The sequence below is a fragment of the Streptomyces sp. N35 genome, from assembly GCF_016464295.1.
Taxonomy (GTDB): Bacteria; Actinomycetota; Actinomycetes; order Streptomycetales; family Streptomycetaceae; genus Streptomyces.
This window is the reverse complement of record NZ_JAEIMH010000020.1, coordinates 16,929-32,324: the sequence shown is the minus strand read 5'-3', so window position 1 is coordinate 32,324 and position 15,396 is coordinate 16,929. Positions and strand designations below refer to the sequence as shown.

General features: G+C 70.1%; 11 protein-coding genes. 6 read left to right on the top strand and 5 right to left on the bottom strand.

Annotated elements, in window-relative coordinates; all coding sequences use genetic code 11:
- Positions 1-44 precede the first annotated feature (44 nt).
- The 4 genes from pepN to JAO81_RS43395 form a co-directional block, all read right to left on the bottom strand.
- A complete protein-coding gene (gene pepN, locus JAO81_RS13590) occupies positions 45-2,621 on the bottom strand; it encodes an aminopeptidase N (RefSeq protein WP_199548089.1) in 2,577 nt (858 codons plus the stop codon).
- 132 nt (positions 2,622-2,753) lie between these two features.
- Complete coding sequence (locus JAO81_RS13585) at positions 2,754-3,773, bottom strand: aspartate-semialdehyde dehydrogenase (RefSeq protein ID WP_199548088.1); 1,020 nt, start codon at positions 3,771-3,773, stop codon at positions 2,754-2,756.
- Positions 3,774-3,831: 58 nt separating this feature from the next.
- A complete protein-coding gene (locus JAO81_RS13580; RefSeq protein WP_199548087.1) occupies positions 3,832-5,376 on the bottom strand; it encodes an MFS transporter in 1,545 nt (514 codons plus the stop codon).
- A 159-nt stretch (positions 5,377-5,535) separates the two neighbouring features.
- Positions 5,536-7,659 (bottom strand): TerD family protein, encoded by a 2,124-nt coding sequence (locus JAO81_RS43395; RefSeq protein WP_267913016.1) that lies wholly within the window; start codon positions 7,657-7,659, stop codon positions 5,536-5,538.
- Positions 7,660-7,818: 159 nt separating this feature from the next.
- On the opposite strand from JAO81_RS43395, the gene JAO81_RS13570 reads away from it, so the two are divergent.
- The 3 genes from JAO81_RS13570 to JAO81_RS13560 all read left to right on the top strand — a co-directional run bounded on the left by JAO81_RS13570 (position 7,819) and on the right by JAO81_RS13560 (position 9,847).
- Complete coding sequence (locus JAO81_RS13570; protein WP_199548086.1) at positions 7,819-8,394, top strand: dihydrofolate reductase family protein; 576 nt, start codon at positions 7,819-7,821, stop codon at positions 8,392-8,394.
- 84 nt (positions 8,395-8,478) lie between these two features.
- Entirely contained in the window at positions 8,479-9,012 is a 534-nt protein-coding gene (locus JAO81_RS13565) for a sigma-70 family RNA polymerase sigma factor (RefSeq protein WP_199548129.1), read from the top strand.
- Between the two features lies 1 nt (position 9,013).
- Complete coding sequence (locus JAO81_RS13560; protein WP_199548085.1) at positions 9,014-9,847, top strand: hypothetical protein; 834 nt, start codon at positions 9,014-9,016, stop codon at positions 9,845-9,847.
- Between the two features lie 66 nt (positions 9,848-9,913).
- Here the strand turns inward: JAO81_RS13560 and JAO81_RS13555 are convergent, their stop codons facing one another.
- Positions 9,914-13,231 carry a S8 family serine peptidase gene (locus JAO81_RS13555; protein ID WP_199548084.1) on the bottom strand — a complete coding sequence of 1,106 codons (3,318 nt, stop codon included), beginning with the start codon at positions 13,229-13,231 and terminating at the stop codon, positions 9,914-9,916.
- 272 nt (positions 13,232-13,503) lie between these two features.
- On the opposite strand from JAO81_RS13555, the gene JAO81_RS43960 reads away from it, so the two are divergent.
- From JAO81_RS43960 to JAO81_RS13545, 3 genes are all read left to right on the top strand, one after another.
- The gene (locus tag JAO81_RS43960; protein WP_352254655.1) at positions 13,504-13,587 is read left to right on the top strand and encodes a putative leader peptide; all 84 of its coding nucleotides are present in this window, start codon (positions 13,504-13,506) and stop codon (positions 13,585-13,587) included.
- 182 nt (positions 13,588-13,769) lie between these two features.
- Positions 13,770-14,651 carry an ABC transporter permease gene (locus tag JAO81_RS13550; RefSeq protein ID WP_199548083.1) on the top strand — a complete coding sequence of 294 codons (882 nt, stop codon included), beginning with the start codon at positions 13,770-13,772 and terminating at the stop codon, positions 14,649-14,651.
- Positions 14,624-15,364 (top strand): ABC transporter ATP-binding protein, encoded by a 741-nt coding sequence (locus tag JAO81_RS13545; RefSeq protein ID WP_199548082.1) that lies wholly within the window; start codon positions 14,624-14,626, stop codon positions 15,362-15,364. The genes JAO81_RS13550 and JAO81_RS13545 overlap by 28 nt, the downstream gene beginning before the upstream one ends.
- Positions 15,365-15,396: the final 32 nt, after the last annotated feature.

The following is a 15,396-nucleotide window of genomic DNA, read 5'->3' as shown; positions in this document are numbered from 1 at the left end:
GGGCCCTCTTGGAGGGACCGGGCGCTGTGCTGTGTGTCAGTCGGTCAGGACGCGGCCCGCGCGTCCGCCGCTTGGGCCTTCAGGGCCCGCTCCACACCCGAGCGCGACTCCGAGACGAGCCGGCCGAGCGCCGCGCCCGGCTCGGCCTCGGCGACCCAGGCGTCCGTGGCGTCCAGCGTCGCCTGCTCGACCTGGAACGCCGGGTAGAGGCCGACCGCGATCTGCTGCGCCATCTCGTGCGAGCGCGACGCCCACACATCCTTGACCGCCGCGAAGAACTTCCCCGTGTACGGGGCGAGCAGCTCCCGCTGGTCGCTCTGCACGAAGCCCCCGATCACCGCTTCCTGCAGCGCGTTGGGCAGCTTGTCCGAGTCGACGACCGACGCCCACGCCTCGGCCTTCGCCTCCGGCGTCGGACGCGAGGCCCGCGCGCTCGCGGCGTGCCGCTCGCCGGCCGCGGTCCTGTCCCGCGCGTACTCGGCGGCGATCTCCGCCTCCTCGTACCGCCCGGTGGCCGCGAGCCGCTGCACGAACGCCCAGCGCAGCTCGGTGTCGACCGCGAGGCCATCGACCGACTCGGTGCCTTCCAACAGGCCGCCCAGCAGATCCAGTTGGTCCTCGGTGCGGGCCGTCGCCGCGAACGCCCGCGCCCACGCCAGCTGGTGGTCGCTGCCCGGCTCGGCGGACCGCAGGTGCGCCAGCGTTGCCTCGGTCCAGCGGGCGAGCCCGGCCTCGCGGAAGTCCGGCGCCGCGTACAGGTCGAGCGCGAGCTTGACCTGCCGGTGCAGCGACTGCACCACACCGATGTCCGACTCCTTGCCGACACCGGAGAGCACCAGGGACAGGTAGTCGCGGGTCGGCAGCTCGCCGTCGCGGGTCATGTCCCAGGCCGAGGCCCAGCACAGGGCGCGCGGCAGCGAGGCCTCGAAGTCGCCCAGGTGCTGGGTGACATGGCGAAGGGACTCGGCGTCGAGCCGGACCTTCGCGTACGACAGATCGTCGTCGTTGAGCAGGATCACCGCGGGACGGTGGCGGCCGACGAGCTCGGGCACCTCGGTGATCTCGCCGTCGACGTCCAGCTCGATCCGGTCGGAGCGGACCAGCTTGCCGGACGCGTCATCGAGGTCGTACAGGCCGATCGCGATCCGGTGCGGACGCAGCGTCGGCTCGCCCTTGGCTCCCTGAGGCAGCGCGGGGGCTTCCTGGCGTACGGCGAAGGCGGTGATGTTGCCGTTCGCGTCGGTCTCGATCTGCGGCCGCAGGATGTTGATGCCCGCGGTCTGCAGCCACAGCTTCGACCAGGCGCTCAGGTCGCGTCCGCTGGTCTCCTCCAGGGCGCCGAGCAGATCGCTGAGCCGGGTGTTCCCGAACGCGTGGCGCTTGAAATACGCCTGCACACCGGTGAAGAACTCGTCCATCCCGACGTACGCGACCAGCTGCTTGAGCACGCTGGCGCCCTTGGCGTACGTGATCCCGTCGAAGTTCACGAGCACGTCGTCGAGGTCGCGGATGTCCGCCATGATCGGGTGGGTCGACGGCAGCTGGTCCTGCCGGTACGCCCAGGTCTTCATGGAGTTGGCGAACGTGGTCCACGAGTGAGGCCACTTCGAGCCCTCCGCGTACGCCTGGCAGGCGATGGAGGTGTACGTGGCGAAGGACTCGTTGAGCCAGAGGTCGTTCCACCACTCCATGGTCACGAGGTCGCCGAACCACATGTGGGCGAGCTCGTGCAGGATCGTCTCGGCCCGCACCTCGTACGCGGCGTCGGTCACCTTGGAACGGAACACGTACTGGTCGCGGATGGTCACCGCACCCGCGTTCTCCATCGCGCCCGCGTTGAACTCGGGCACGAAGAGCTGGTCGTACTTCTCGAAGGGGTACGCGTAGTCGAACTTCTCCTGGAACCAGTCGAAGCCCTGCCGCGTGACGTCGAAGATCGCGTCGGCGTCGAGGAACTCGGCCAGCGAGGGCCGGCAGTAGATGCCGAGCGGGACGCTCTGGCCGGCGCGCTCGTAGGTGGCGTGCACCGAGTGGTACGGGCCGACGATCAGCGCGGTGATGTACGTGGAGATCCGCGGCGTCGGCGCGAAGGACCACACGTCGTCCTCGGGCTCCGGCGTCGGGGAGTTGGAGATCACCGTCCAGCCGCTGGGCGCCTTCACCGTGAACTGGAAGGTGCCCTTGAGGTCCGGCTGCTCGAAGCTCGCGAACACCCGGCGGGCGTCCGGCACCTCGAACTGCGTGTACAGATACGCCTGGTCGTCGACCGGGTCGACGAACCGGTGCAGGCCCTCACCGGTGTTGGTGTACGCGCAGTCGGCGACGACCTTGAGGACGTTCTCGCCCTGCTGCAGATGCTTCAGCGCGATCCGCGCGTCACGGAAGACCGCGGCGACGTCGAGGGACTTGCCGTTGAGCACCACTTCGTGGACGGCGTCGGCGACGAGGTCGATGAAGGACTCGGCGTTCTGCTCGGCGCACGCGAAACGCACCGTGGTGACGGAGGTGAACGTGCCGCCCTCCTGCGCTCCGGAGAGGTCGAGATCGATCTCGTACGAGTCAACGGTGAGCAGCTTGGCCCGCTGCTGCGCCTCTTCACGGGTCAGATTGGTGCCTGGCACGCGGTCATCTCCTAGGTATCAGACTTTTCGGCCATCCTTCCACGCGCGTAGGGGGGTGGGCATCGCGTTATCGCCGTACGCGAAAGGGGCGGTCACCACACTGGGTGACCGCCCCTTTCGTACTGCTGGGTGCTACTTGGCGCCGAGCTCCTCGGCGACCAGCTCCGCGATCTGGACGGCGTTGAGCGCCGCGCCCTTGCGGAGGTTGTCACCGGAGAGGAAGAGCGAGAGGGCGTTCTCGGCGGTCTCGTCGCCGCGGATCCGGCCCACGTACGAGACGTCCTGCCCGGCGGCCTGCAGCGGGGTCGGGATCTCGGAGAGCTCGACGCCCGGGGCGGAGGCAAGGATCTCGGTGGCGCGCTCGGGGGAGAGGGGGCGCTCGAAGCGGAGGTTCACCTGGAGCGAGTGGCCGGAGAAGACCGGGACGCGCACGCAGGTGCCGGAGACCTTGAGCTCCGGGATCTCCAGGATCTTGCGGGACTCGTTGCGGAGCTTCTGCTCCTCGTCCGTCTCGTTCAGACCGTCCTCGACGATGGAGCCGGCGAGCGGAAGCACGTTGAAGGCGATGGGTCGCTTGTAGACATCCGGCTCGGGGAAGTCCACGGCGGAGCCGTCGTGGGTGAGCTGGTCGGCCTCGGCGGCGACCTTCTGCACCTGGCCGTGCAGCTCGGCGACACCGGCGAGACCGGAGCCGGAGACGGCCTGGTACGTGGTGGCGATCAGCGCGGTGAGGCCCGCCTCCTCGTGCAGCGGCTTGAGGACCGGCATCGCGGCCATCGTCGTGCAGTTCGGGTTGGCGATGATGCCCTTGGGGCGGTTCGCGATCGCGTGCGGGTTGACCTCGGAGACCACCAGGGGGACCTCGGGGTCCTTGCGCCACGCGCTGGAGTTGTCGATCACGACGGCGCCCTGCGAGGCGACCTTCTCGGCGAGGGCCTTGGAGGTGGCGCCACCGGCGGAGAAGAGCACGATGTCCAGGCCGCTGTAGTCGGCCGTGGCGGCGTCCTCGATCGTCACGCCGTCGAGGGTCTTGCCGGCGCTGCGGGCGGAGGCGAACAGACGCAGCTCGTCCACCGGGAACTTGCGCTCCACGAGGATCCTGCGCATGACTGTGCCGACCTGACCGGTGGCTCCGACGATTCCGACCCTCACGGTGACTCCTTCTGCTGTGGCGCTCTGGCTCCGTGCGCCTGCCCTGGGGACGGTCCCATCATGCGGTGACGTGGGGCACTCGTGTCCAATCGATTGCCCAGGAAGCGAGACGGGGTGCGCGGTCGTACTGCGCCTGCACCAGCTCCCTGGCCTCCTCACGGGTGGCCACCGAGGGCGGCGAACCCTCCAGCGGCTTGCCCGCCGACTCCTTCAGGGTGGCCACCGCGATGATGCCGACCACGGCGAAGGCCATCACGTAGTACGCGGGCATCAGGTCGTTCCCGGTAGCGCTGACCAGCGCCTCCACGGCAAGCGGGGCCGTACCGCCGAACAGGGACACGGAGATGTTGAACGCGATGGCGAGCGCGCCGTACCGCAGCGCCGTGGGGAACAGCGCGGGCAGCACCGAAGACATCGTGGCGAGCAGACACAGCAGCGGCAGGCCGAGCAGCATCAGGCCCGCGAAGACCCAGATCCAGTGACCGGTGCCGATCAGGAGGAAGGCCGGCACAGGCAGGACGAGGAAGCCGATGGAGCCCGCCAGCAGGAGCGGTTTGCGGCCGATGCTGTCCGAGAGCCGCCCGACCGTGTTGATCAGCGCCATCAGGATCAGCATGACGATCACGATCGCCATCAGACCGGCGGACCCCGAGTAGCCGACGGTGTTCTGCAGATACGTCGGCATGTACGACAGCAGGATGTAGTCCGCGACGTTGTACGCGGCGACCAGCGCGATACAGACGGCGATGGCGGGCCACAGACCGGCGAACCGCTGCAGGAACGGCACCCGCTCCTGCGGCCCCGCGTGCGCCGAGGACTCGTCCTCCATCTGCTGGAACGCGGGGGTCTCCTCCAGGCGCATCCGCAGGTAGAGACCGACCAGGCCCATCGGGGCGGCGACCATGAACGGGATGCGCCAGCCCCAGTCGAGCATCTGCGCGTCGCTCAGCACGGTCTGCAGCACAGTGACGAGCACGGCCGCGAACGTGTAGCCGATCAGCGTGCCGAACTCCAGGAAGCTGCCGAAGAACCCGCGCCGCTTGTCCGGGGCGTACTCGGCGATGAAGGTGGCCGCGCCGCCGTACTCACCACCGGTGGAGAAGCCCTGCACCATACGGAAGATGATCAGCAGCGCCGGCGCCCACAGGCCCACCGTGGCGTAGCCCGGAAGCACGCCGATCGCGAAGGTCGCGGTCGACATCAGGATCATCGTCAGGGCGAGGACCTTCTTGCGGCCGATCCGGTCGCCGAGCGGGCCGAACACCATGCCGCCGAGCGGGCGGACGAGGAAGGCCGCGGCGAACGTCGCCAGGGACGAGAGGACCTGCGCGGTGTCGTTCCCGGACGGGAAGAAGACCTTGCCGATGGTGACGGCGAGATACGCGTAGACGCCGAAGTCGAACCACTCCATGGCGTTGCCGAGCATCGTCGCCTTCACGGCGCGCTTCACCGCCGGCTCGGGCGTCACGGTGACGTCGGTCTCGCGCAGCTTGGGGTTGCGCCGGCGCAGCGCGGCGCGGCGCAGGAAGCGGTGGTTCGCGTGCGGCCGCGCGGGGAGCGGCTGCTCCTCGGGCGCGGGTGGGGTGTCCACCGGTGCGGACATGCGGGCACTCTCCAGCAGGGGGAACTCGGGCCGTACCCGCCAAGGCTGAAGCATCCGAAAGGCCGAGCGTGCCCGGCGAAGGACCCCGGTGACCGGGACGTCCGTCCCTGATCGCCGGGGCCCTTGGTCCCGCGCGTGCGGCGCACGCGGACTCCGGTGCTACACCGACAGCTCCCACTTGCCCGCGATCCGCACCTGCAGGAAGCCGGGGCCCGGGGCGTGGAACTTTCCCGGTCCCACCTGGAGCCGGTCCACCGGCTCGAACGAGGCGTCGAGCCACCAGACCGCGCCGATCGCCCCGCCGTCCCCCTTGAAGACCAGATCCGCCCCGGGACCGGAGTAGTACACGAGCGTGTAGCCGCGCCCCTCGATCTTGCGGTCGAAGGACCCGGCGGACTGCGCGGTGGCCGGGGTGAGTTTCCAGGCCGTCTCACCCGGGGCGCGCACGCTGACGTAGCACTCGCCGTTCTGCACCCAGACCGGTCCGGTGACGGGCCGGCGCCCGTTGCCGGCCTGTGCGGTGATCGCCATACGCCCACCGGTCTGGACCGAGTTCACCACCAGGGGAGCCTCGTCCCTGGAGGTGCGCTCCAGCGTCAGCATCATGGGCGCACCCGTGTGCCGGAACACCGCGCGGCCCACGCCCTCGACGGGACCCTGCAGCGGCGGCGCGTGCTCAAGCGGCATCGGGCGCAGACTCCAGTCGACCGCTCCCTTGATCCGTATCCGCTGCTCCGTCTGTCCCTCGCGGAACGCGACGAGCCGCCCGGTCTCCCCGTCCTGGGAGCCCTCGATATACGGCTCCGACTCGTCGTACTCGTCGATCAGCTCGGTCCGGTATCCCCAGCTGTCCTCGGAGACGATCGTGTAGTCGAGCAGACAGGGCCGTCCCGGGGTCGGGTTGACCAGCGTCACCGTCTGCTCGCCGCGTCCCTCGTACATCCCGGTCCGCTGGGCGATGACCGGATCGGGCACGGGCACCGGGCGGGCGCGCAGCGACCAGGCGCCGTCCGCCTCGATGAGCAGGATCAGCGGTCCCTCGGCGAGCGGGAAGGTCTGGTTGAGACGGCCGACCTCGTACATGAGCATGTCGCGCTTGTCCTCGTGCACGGTGCCGGCCGGTGCCGTGTAGATGGACATGGAGCCGCTGTCGTCGTCCCCGTCCTCGTCGCCGGCGAAGCTCACATCGAGATCCGCGAGCCGGCCGCGGTACGTGAGGACCTCGGGGCCGCGTCCCTGCAGGCCCTCGCCGAGCTCACGGGCCACGGACACGGGGCGGATCTGTACGGTCCAGTCGTTGTCGGCGTCGACCCGCAGCCGCAGCGGACGGTTGGCCTTGTGGTGGACGGCGGCGCTGCCGCGCAGGTCCACGAGCGTGGTGTTGAAAAGGAGGTCGTCGTCCTTGTTGCGGCGGTTGAGCGTGTAGACGCAGGTGTAGCCCTCGCCTTGGTGCCACAGCTCGACCAGGACCGGCCCCTCGGGCAGCCCGTCCACCGACACGACGCCCTGCCCGCGCCCGCGCTGCACGTACACGGGGAACTCGGGGCCGAAGGAGACGGGGCGGGCGTCCTGGGGCGCGGCGGGCGTTGCCGGTTGTGCGTAAGCGGGTTGCCCCGGTTGCACGTAAGCGGGTTGCCCCGGTTGTACGTAAGCGGGTTGGGCCACAGGTGCCGGCTGTCCGTATGCGGGCTGCCCGTACGCGGGCTGAGCCACGGGAGCCGGCTGGGCGGCCGGCGCGGCCGGCGCGGGCGCCGCCCCGTCCACCACGATCCCGAAGTCCGTCGCGAGACCGGCGAGCCCCGTGGCCCACCCCTGCCCGACCGCACGGAACTTCCACACCCCGTCGCGCCGGTAGAACTCCCCGAGCACGAAGGCCGTTTCGGCCGCCGCGTCCACCACCGGGTAGTGCGCGACCGGCGTCCCCGACGCGGCGCTCACGGCCTGCACGTAGAGCCCCGGCACAGCGCCGAACGTGCCGCCCTCGCACGAGGCCGCGATCACCACGCGCTGGACGACGGGTTCGATCCGCGCGAGATCGAGTTCGAGCCACTGCGCGAACTGTCCGCCGCCTTCGGTCGCCCCCAGATGACGCACCGCTCCGGAGGGGTGCTGTGGCTGGTTGTAGAAGACGAGATCGGCGTCTCCGCGCACCTTGCCGACGGCGTCGAGCAGCAGGGCGGAGGCGTCCACGGCGGGCGAGCCGGACTGTGCGAGGCGGCTCACGGCCACCCGGAGCACCTCGGTGGGCACCGGCACATTGGCGCCCTTGATCATGTGCGACATGTGCCCATAGTTGCAGTTCAACTCCCCTGAGTCGATGAGTAGTTCGATGTTTGCGTTCGTAAGCGAAAGGGGTGAAACGGGGGACATGGGCGGCGATGAGTTCTGCGGCCGGACCCGGTCTGCCCCATAACGATTGCTCACACGTGAGGAGAACCCCCCATGACCGCCACCTACACCTTCGATGTCTTCTCCAGCCTCGACGGCTACGGCGCGGCCGGTGGCGACTGGACCGGCTACTGGGGCAAGCAGGGCCCCGAACTGCTCGAGCGCCGCCTCGCTCTGTACGAGGAGGAGCAGCGGGTGGTCTTCGGAGCCACCACGTTCCGCGTGTTCGCGCGGATGCTCGCCGACGCCCCCGCGGACGCCGACGTACGGGACGCGTGGGTCACGCGGATGCGGGAGCTGCCGGCGACAGTGGTGTCGAACACGCTGCGAGGGCCCCTCGACTGGCCGGACGCGACCGTCGAGCACGGCGACGCCGTCGACGTCATCGCCCGTCTGAAGGAGGAGTCGAAGCTGCCGCTGCGCTCGCACGGCAGCCTGACCCTCAACCGTGCGCTGCTCGCCGCCGGTCTGGTCGACCGGGTGCACGTGACGCTGTTCCCCGTCATCACCGGCCGCACCGGGCTCGACCCGATTTTCAAGGGCGCGCAGGACTTCGACCTGGAACTGCTCGAGCACCGCACGCTCGACGGCCGCGTCCAGGAGCTCGTCTACCGCCCGACGCTGCACTGACAAACTTCCCTCACCTCGGGGCGAACGTTTCGCCCCGCCCCCGCGTCGTAAGGGCAGAACGGGGTGAGGAAGGGGTGGGCTTTGCTGCGCAGAGGGACGCTTCGGCGCGGGCGGGGAGCGGAAGAGGGGGATCCGCGGGACCCCCTGGACCCGGCTCAGGTGAGCCGGGTCCGGGCGGTCCTCGCGCTCGGCGGCGTGCCCGCGTCCGAACTGCCGGACGGGGTGCAGCAGGTGCGCCTCAAACTGCTCGAACGGGCCGCCGACGGACGCGAGGCGCCCCGTGACGTGTCCGCCTGGGCCGCCGTCGTCGCCTCCAACTGGGCGATGGACTACCACCGGGCCCGCCGCCGCCAGGAGCGCCTGGGGGAGCGGCTCGCCTCGCTGCGTGCGGAGAGCCACGCGGTGGAGGAGAGCAAGGTGCTCTCGATGGCGGTCGCGAAGGGGCTCGACGAACTGACCGACACCCAGCGGCAGGTGGTCGTGCTGCGGTTCTACGCGGATCTGTCCGTGCGTGGAATCGCGGAACGGCTCGGCGTCCCCGAGGGCACGGTCAAGAGCAGGCTGCACGGGGCGGTACGGGCCCTGCGCGCGCGGCTGCACGAGGGCGAGGTGGTGTGACGTGGCCGGCGACAAGGGTTTCAGGACCGATGCGTACGAGCCGGACGACGTGCTGATGGCGGCGATCACCGGGGAGGACGTGCCGGACGAGCTCGCTCACGACGCGGGGTATCAGGCCGCGATCGGGGACCTCGAACAACTGCGCTGCGCACTGCGCGAGTTGGGAGACGAGCTCGCCGCCGAGCCGGCCGGGGAGCCGGTGCCCGCTCCGGCCCCGGTGCCGCCTCGCGCGCGGCCGGCAAGGGTACGGACGCGCCGGCTGTTCGCCGTATCGGTACGGGTGGCCGTCGCGGCCTGCGCGCTCGCCCTGTTCGGGGGGCTGTTCTGGCTGGGGGCGCAGAACGGGTTGAACGTGGGCGCGGCGGACTCGGACAAGAGTGCCCGCGACGCCGCCCCCGAGCCGGCGCTCAACGGCGGTGCCGACAACAAGGAGGGCGAGAAGGGTGCCGCCTCCCGCGCGCCCGACTCCGGCTCCGACCAGAGCGACGCCGGCTTCAGCCGCGCCGAGCAGATCGCCTGCACGAAGATCCTCGTGGAGGGGAAAGCCACGAAGCTGGAGCCGCGCAAGGACGGCAAGGTGGACGTCACGGTCAAGGTCGACCGTTGGTACCGGCCCGAGCGGGCCGTGGCCGAGGAACCGACCACGACGGTCGCTCTGCCCGCGGCGGTTGCCTCGGACATCGAGCGTGGTGAGCTCGTTCTGATCAGTGTGTACCGGCATGCGCAGGACGGTTACGACGCTGAGACGGGGTGGGGCGTGGGGGACGTACGGCCCGAGCTCCTGGAAGCTCTGCCGGAGTCCCGGACCCTCGACTGCCCGGCGCCGCTGCGGTGAGAAAAGGGCGGGCGCCCGGAAATCCGGACGCCCGCCCCTGTTTCGTGAACGGTCAGGAGCAGACGGTTACGGAACGACCTTCTCGATCCGCACGCTGCCCGAACCCGCAGCCGTGCCCTTGCCGTTCAGCACCCGGACCTCGCCGAAGAACTGGCGTCCCTCGGGTGCGGCACCGGCGACCAGGACCTCCGCGGAGACCGCGGTCGACGCGCCCTGCGCCAGATCGATGCTCTTCGAGCCGTCGACCTTCAGCTCGCCGAGCGACGGCGCGAAGTACAGGTCGAGGTAGTCGAAGGCCGTCGTCCCGGCCGGGACGGAATAGCCGTCCACGACCGCCACGTACTGACCGGCGGCGGGCTTGGCGATCGAGACCGCCTCCTCCGAGTCGCCGTCGGCGGCCTGACCGACCAGCGTGGGCGTGCCGTTGACGATCCGGTACACACTGAGGTCCAGGTCGGCGCCCTTGTCCTCGGTGTTGCCGATCTTCACGTCGAGCCGCTCGGTGCCGGCCGGAACCGCCACCTCGTACTCCTGCGACGCGTGGTGCGCGATCGTCGGACGCTCCTGCTTCGACGAACCCAGCGCGCCACCCGCGAGCTTGCCGCCCGTGATCGGGCCGAAGTCGTTGGTGACGTTCCAGTTCACCGCGGTCGGGGTGCCGATCTTCGCCTCGGCGACGGTCTGCACCGCCGGGTCGAAGGTGACACCGAGCGCGGTCGCGGTGAGCTCGTACGGGTTGTCGAGCAGCGGCGACGTACGACGGGACTCGACCTCGATCTCCCAGACGCCCGGCTGCGGATTCGCGTACGAACGCAGGTCGGGGCGGCAGGTGTTGGCCGGGTTGTTGTAGTTCGGGTAGCAGTTCGGGGTGCCGGTCGGGTCGACCGGGACACCGTACGGGTGGATCGCGATGAAGCGGGTCTGGCTGCCCGCCTTCAGACCGCCGAGCGCGACCTCGAAGGTCTTGGCGCCCTCGGGGACCGTCACGAAGTACGACTTGTGGCTGTTGCGCTGCACCGAGCCCGAGGCCTTGAAGGCGTACGAAGGCTTCGCGAGCTCGGCGGAGGCGACCACGGTCGTCATGATCTGCTTGTCGACGCCCTCGGTGCGCTCGTCGTCCAGCTCCAGGATCGCGGAGTGGATCCCGGCCGAGCCCGCACGGGCCTGGACCTTCACGGTCACCGGCTGGTTCAGCGGCAGCGAGATGTCGTCGTCGCCGACGATGCGGAACGTACCGTCGTTGTTCTCGAAGTCCAGCTCGTGCCGGACCGCACGCGAAGAGCCCGACGTACGCGTGATCTTGACCTCGTACGTCTTGCGCTCGCCGACCTTCAGGCCGCCCTCACGGTCGTAGAGACCGGTGCCGAAGCCGGGCGTGGCCAGGAAGTCCTCGATCGCGGTGTCGACCGGAGCGGAGACCTTGTAGTCGTGCGCGGTCGCGCCGTCCTTGATGGAGTCCCACGCGTCCTCGATGTCGATGAGGCCCGCGCCTTCCTCGTGCGCGCCCACACCGGGGATGTGGTTCGCGGTCGAGGTGAGCGCGGTGCGCAGGGTCAGCGGCGAGAGCTCGATCTTCTTCTGCTTCGCGGCCGAGATCAGCAGCGCCGAGGCGCCCGCGGCCTGCGGGGACGCCATCGAGGTGCCCTGCAGCATCGAGTAGCCGGCCGGCAGGGTGTAGCCCGCCTCGGCGACCGGGCCGCCGGGGATCCAGGTCTGCGTGGTGTTGATCGCCGCACCCGGGGCGGACAGGGTCGGCGTGAAGCCGCCGTCCTCACGCGGACCGCGCGAGGAGAACGGCATCATGGCGTACCGCTTCTCCACGCCCGAGCCGTAGTTGGCGGCCCAGGTCTCCTTGGAGATGGTCGCGCCGACCGAGATCACCTTGTCGGCGAGCGAGGGGTCGCCGATGGTGTTGGTGCCCGGGCCGCTGTTGCCGGCCGAGATCACCAGCTGGACGCCGTACTCGTCGATGAGACGGGTGTACAGCTCGGCGCGCGCGTTGTTGCCGTCGTTCAGCGGCGGCAGACCGCCGATCGACATGTTCACGATGTCCACGCCACGGTTGGTGACGAGGTCGATCATGCCCTCGGTGAGCGCGACGTTGGTGCAGCCGCCGCCCCACGAGCAGGCGCGCGAGGAGACCAGCTTGGCGCCGGGCGCCGCACCGTTCATCCGGCCGCCGAACAGCGAGTTGGCGGCGGTGATGCCGGCGACGTGGGTGCCGTGCTCGGACTCGATGATGCCGATGTTGACGAAGTCGGACTTGGCGCCCGCGGCGTTGTAGACGACGTCCTTGCGGATCTCGACCACGAACGGGACGCGCTCGACGACATCGGTCGCCGGGTTGTCGGTGCCGAAGTAGCCGACCTGGAAGCCGTTCTTGTACGGCTTCATGGCTTCGTCGTTGGTGAAGTTCTTGTCGTCGTTCAGGTCGACGCGGACCGTGCCGGCGGCCGCGTCGTACAGGAGGCCCCATACGTCGGTGGTGTCGCCGTCGCGGTTCAGGTCGCCGTTGGCGTCACCGCCGATGGAGGCGGCCTCGCGGAAGTACTGGACCTGGTAGCTGCCCGCGGGGGCGGTCCAGGTCTTGCCGTCGAAGGTGAACGTCGGGCCGGCCACCGGGGCCACCGCGTTCATCCGCCGCCAGGTGGCGTCGCCGTCGATGACCGGGTCGGTCGCGGTGACCCAGTCGACGATCTTGCGCTCGCCCGTGGTGGTCTTCTGCAGCGCCGGGTGGCCGAGGTCGACACCCGAGTCGAGGATGCCGATGGTCACCCCGCGGCCGTCGGCCCGCGGGTTGTCCTCGACGAAGTCCACCGCGCCCGTCTCGAAGGACGGGTTGTACGGGTTCTTCGCCGGGGTCCGCTTGCTCGGCGCAGGGTAGCTGCCGGGCGCCGAGTTCTTCGCGGTCGGAGCGCCCTTGGCGCGGTCTCCGGCCGGCGTCGGGTCCTCGAGCTCGATCTCCTGGAGCAGATCGATGCCCTTGACCGACGAGAGCGCGGAGGCCTCCTTGATGGCGGCCTTGGCGCTCTTGGTCGGAACGGTGGCCCGGACATAGCCGAGCTTGTCGTTCCGCTTGCCGACGATGCCGCCCTTGACCTCGTCGAAGGTCTGCGCGGCCTGCTCGGTCGCGCCTTGCGTGGTGGCCACCATGACCGTGACGGTCTTCTCGCCTTCGGCCTCGGCCTGGGCGAGCAGCTTGGCGTCGTCGGAGCCGAGTTTCTCGGCTGCGGACTTCGCGGGAGCGGGCTCACCGCCGGGGTCGGCGGAGAAGGCGGGCACGGGCCCTGCGGCGCCGAGCGCCGCAACAAGCCCTGCCGCCACGGCTATTCGGGCCGCGTGTCTGGCACCCGGTCGGGGTGCGCGCGGGGATTCGAGCGTCATCTGCGTCCCTGTGTGAAAGACGGGCAGGAAAGGGAGAACCGATCCGTAATTCGGTCCGTAATCCGGTACCGAATGACCGCTCAGCATTACGTATGGGACTGCTGTTTGAGGAGGGCAGTCCGTGGCGGGAAGGGGTCATGGCGGACTTCCGCCATACGCCAGCGGGGGCGAAGCGGGTGATACGGGGCCGAACGGTCCACGTCTCCTTACGGATGTCCGCAGAGCGAGACGCTGATTGACCGCAGAAGGATCAACTCGCTACGTTCGGCGACATGTTGCGTTCCGTCATGCTCACCACGCGCGGTCACATCGACCTGCTGCGGGTGGCCTCCGCCGCGTGTCGTCGCGGCCGCTGACCCCTCTGCGCAGCTTTTCCCGCTGAGCCCCGGTGGCCTTTGCGTGCCTCCCGGTGCCCTTTGCACGCCTCTTTGAATTCGGTGCGCTGTTTTCCGTGTGCCGTCGCCGAGGCGTGATTCCCGGCCGCCCCGCGCGCCGTCCGGCAGGCCCCGTAAAGGGCCCTCGTATGCCTGGAGTTCCCATGACCGTCAGTCATGCCCCACCGCAACCCGGTGCACCCGAAATATCCCTGCAAAAGCGGCAGGCACCCGCCTCCGCTCCCGACCTGGAACCCCTCCTCTCCACCCGCACCCACCGCCCGCGCATCCCCCGCTGGCTGCGCCGCACCAGCGGCCCCCTGCTGCTGCTCGGCCTGTGGCAGCTCCTGACCGCCACCGGAGTGCTGCCTCCCGAGATCCTCGCCTCACCCGGCACCATCGCCGGCGTCGCCCGCGATCTGCTCGCCGACGGTTCGCTCACGCAGGCCATGGGCGTCTCGCTGCAACGTGTCGCGGTCGGGCTCCTTTTCGGCGCCGTCATCGGGATCACGCTCGCGCTGCTCTCCGGGCTCTTCCGGATCGGCGAGGACCTGGTGGACGCCGGGATGCAGATGCTGCGGACGGTGCCGTTCGTCGGCCTCATCCCGCTGTTCATCATCTGGTTCGGGATCGGCGAGGCACCGAAGATCGCCATCATCACGCTCGGCGTGGTGTTCCCGCTCTACCTCAACGCGTACGCCGGAATCCGCGGCGTCGACGCCCAGTTGATCGAGGCCGGACAGTCACTCGGGCTCTCCCGCTGGGGCCTGGTCCGCCATGTCGTGCTGCCCGGAGCCCTGCCCGGCGCACTCACCGGACTGCGCTACGCGCTCGGGGTCGCCTGGCTCGCGCTCGTCTTCGCCGAGCAGGTCAACGCCGACGCGGGGATCGGGTTCCTGATGATGCAGGCCCGCGACTTCCTGCGCACCGACGTGATCGTCGTCTGCCTGATCGTCTACGCCTTCCTCGGCCTGCTCGCCGATCTCGCCGTCCGCACCCTCGAAAGGCTGCTCCTGCAATGGCGACCGACCTTCACCGGCCAGTGACCGGCACGTCCGCGGCGGTACGGGTCGAGGGGCTCAGCCGCACCTTCGACGGCCGCCGCGTCATCGACGACCTCGAACTCACCGTGCAGCAGGGCGAGTTCGTCGCCCTGCTCGGGCGCAGCGGCTGCGGGAAGTCCACCCTCCTGAAGATTCTCGCCGGCCTCGACCGCGAGATCGACGGCACCGTGCTCGTGCCCCGGCGCAGGGCCACCGCGTTCCAGGCGCCGCGCCTTCTGCCCTGGAAGAAGGTATGGCGCAACGTGCTGCTCGGGCTCCCGGGCCGCCCCGGCCGCGAGGTGGCCGAGCAGGTGCTCGACGAGGTCGGCCTCGGCCACCGCGCCGACGCCTGGCCCAAGACGCTCTCCGGCGGTGAGGCCCAACGCGGCTCGCTGGCCCGCGCGTTGGTGCGCGAACCCGATCTGCTGCTGCTCGACGAACCGTTCGGCGCCCTGGACGCCCTGACCCGGCTCAAGGCCCAACGCCTGGTCGGAGAGGTGTGGCAGCGGCGCGGCTGCGCGGTGCTCCTGGTCACCCATGACGTGGAGGAGGCGGTGCTGCTCGCGGACCGAGTCCTGGTCATGGAGGACGGAGCGATCGCCCACGAGGTGACCGTCGGCCTCGACCGCCCCCGCTCCCTCACCGACCCGCGGTTCGCGGCCCTGCGCGGCGAGCTGCTCGACCTGCTCGGCGTCGAGACCGCACACGCCGCCTGACCGACGCTGCCTGGCCACCCGCGCCGCCTGAC

What these genes read in the sequence shown, in the direction of transcription:
- JAO81_RS13580 (WP_199548087.1), bottom strand. Translation starts at nt 5,376, where the DNA reads ATGTCCGCACCGGTGGACACCCCACCCGCGCCCGAGGAGCAGCCGCTC.
- JAO81_RS43395 (WP_267913016.1), bottom strand. Translation starts at nt 7,659, where the DNA reads ATGTCGCACATGATCAAGGGCGCCAATGTGCCGGTGCCCACCGAGGTG.
- JAO81_RS13570 (WP_199548086.1), top strand. Translation starts at nt 7,819, where the DNA reads ATGACCGCCACCTACACCTTCGATGTCTTCTCCAGCCTCGACGGCTAC.
- JAO81_RS13555 (WP_199548084.1), bottom strand. Translation starts at nt 13,231, where the DNA reads ATGACGCTCGAATCCCCGCGCGCACCCCGACCGGGTGCCAGACACGCG.
- JAO81_RS43960 (WP_352254655.1), top strand. Translation starts at nt 13,504, where the DNA reads ATGTTGCGTTCCGTCATGCTCACCACGCGCGGTCACATCGACCTGCTG.
- JAO81_RS13550 (WP_199548083.1), top strand. Translation starts at nt 13,770, where the DNA reads ATGACCGTCAGTCATGCCCCACCGCAACCCGGTGCACCCGAAATATCC.
- JAO81_RS13545 (WP_199548082.1), top strand. Translation starts at nt 14,624, where the DNA reads ATGGCGACCGACCTTCACCGGCCAGTGACCGGCACGTCCGCGGCGGTA.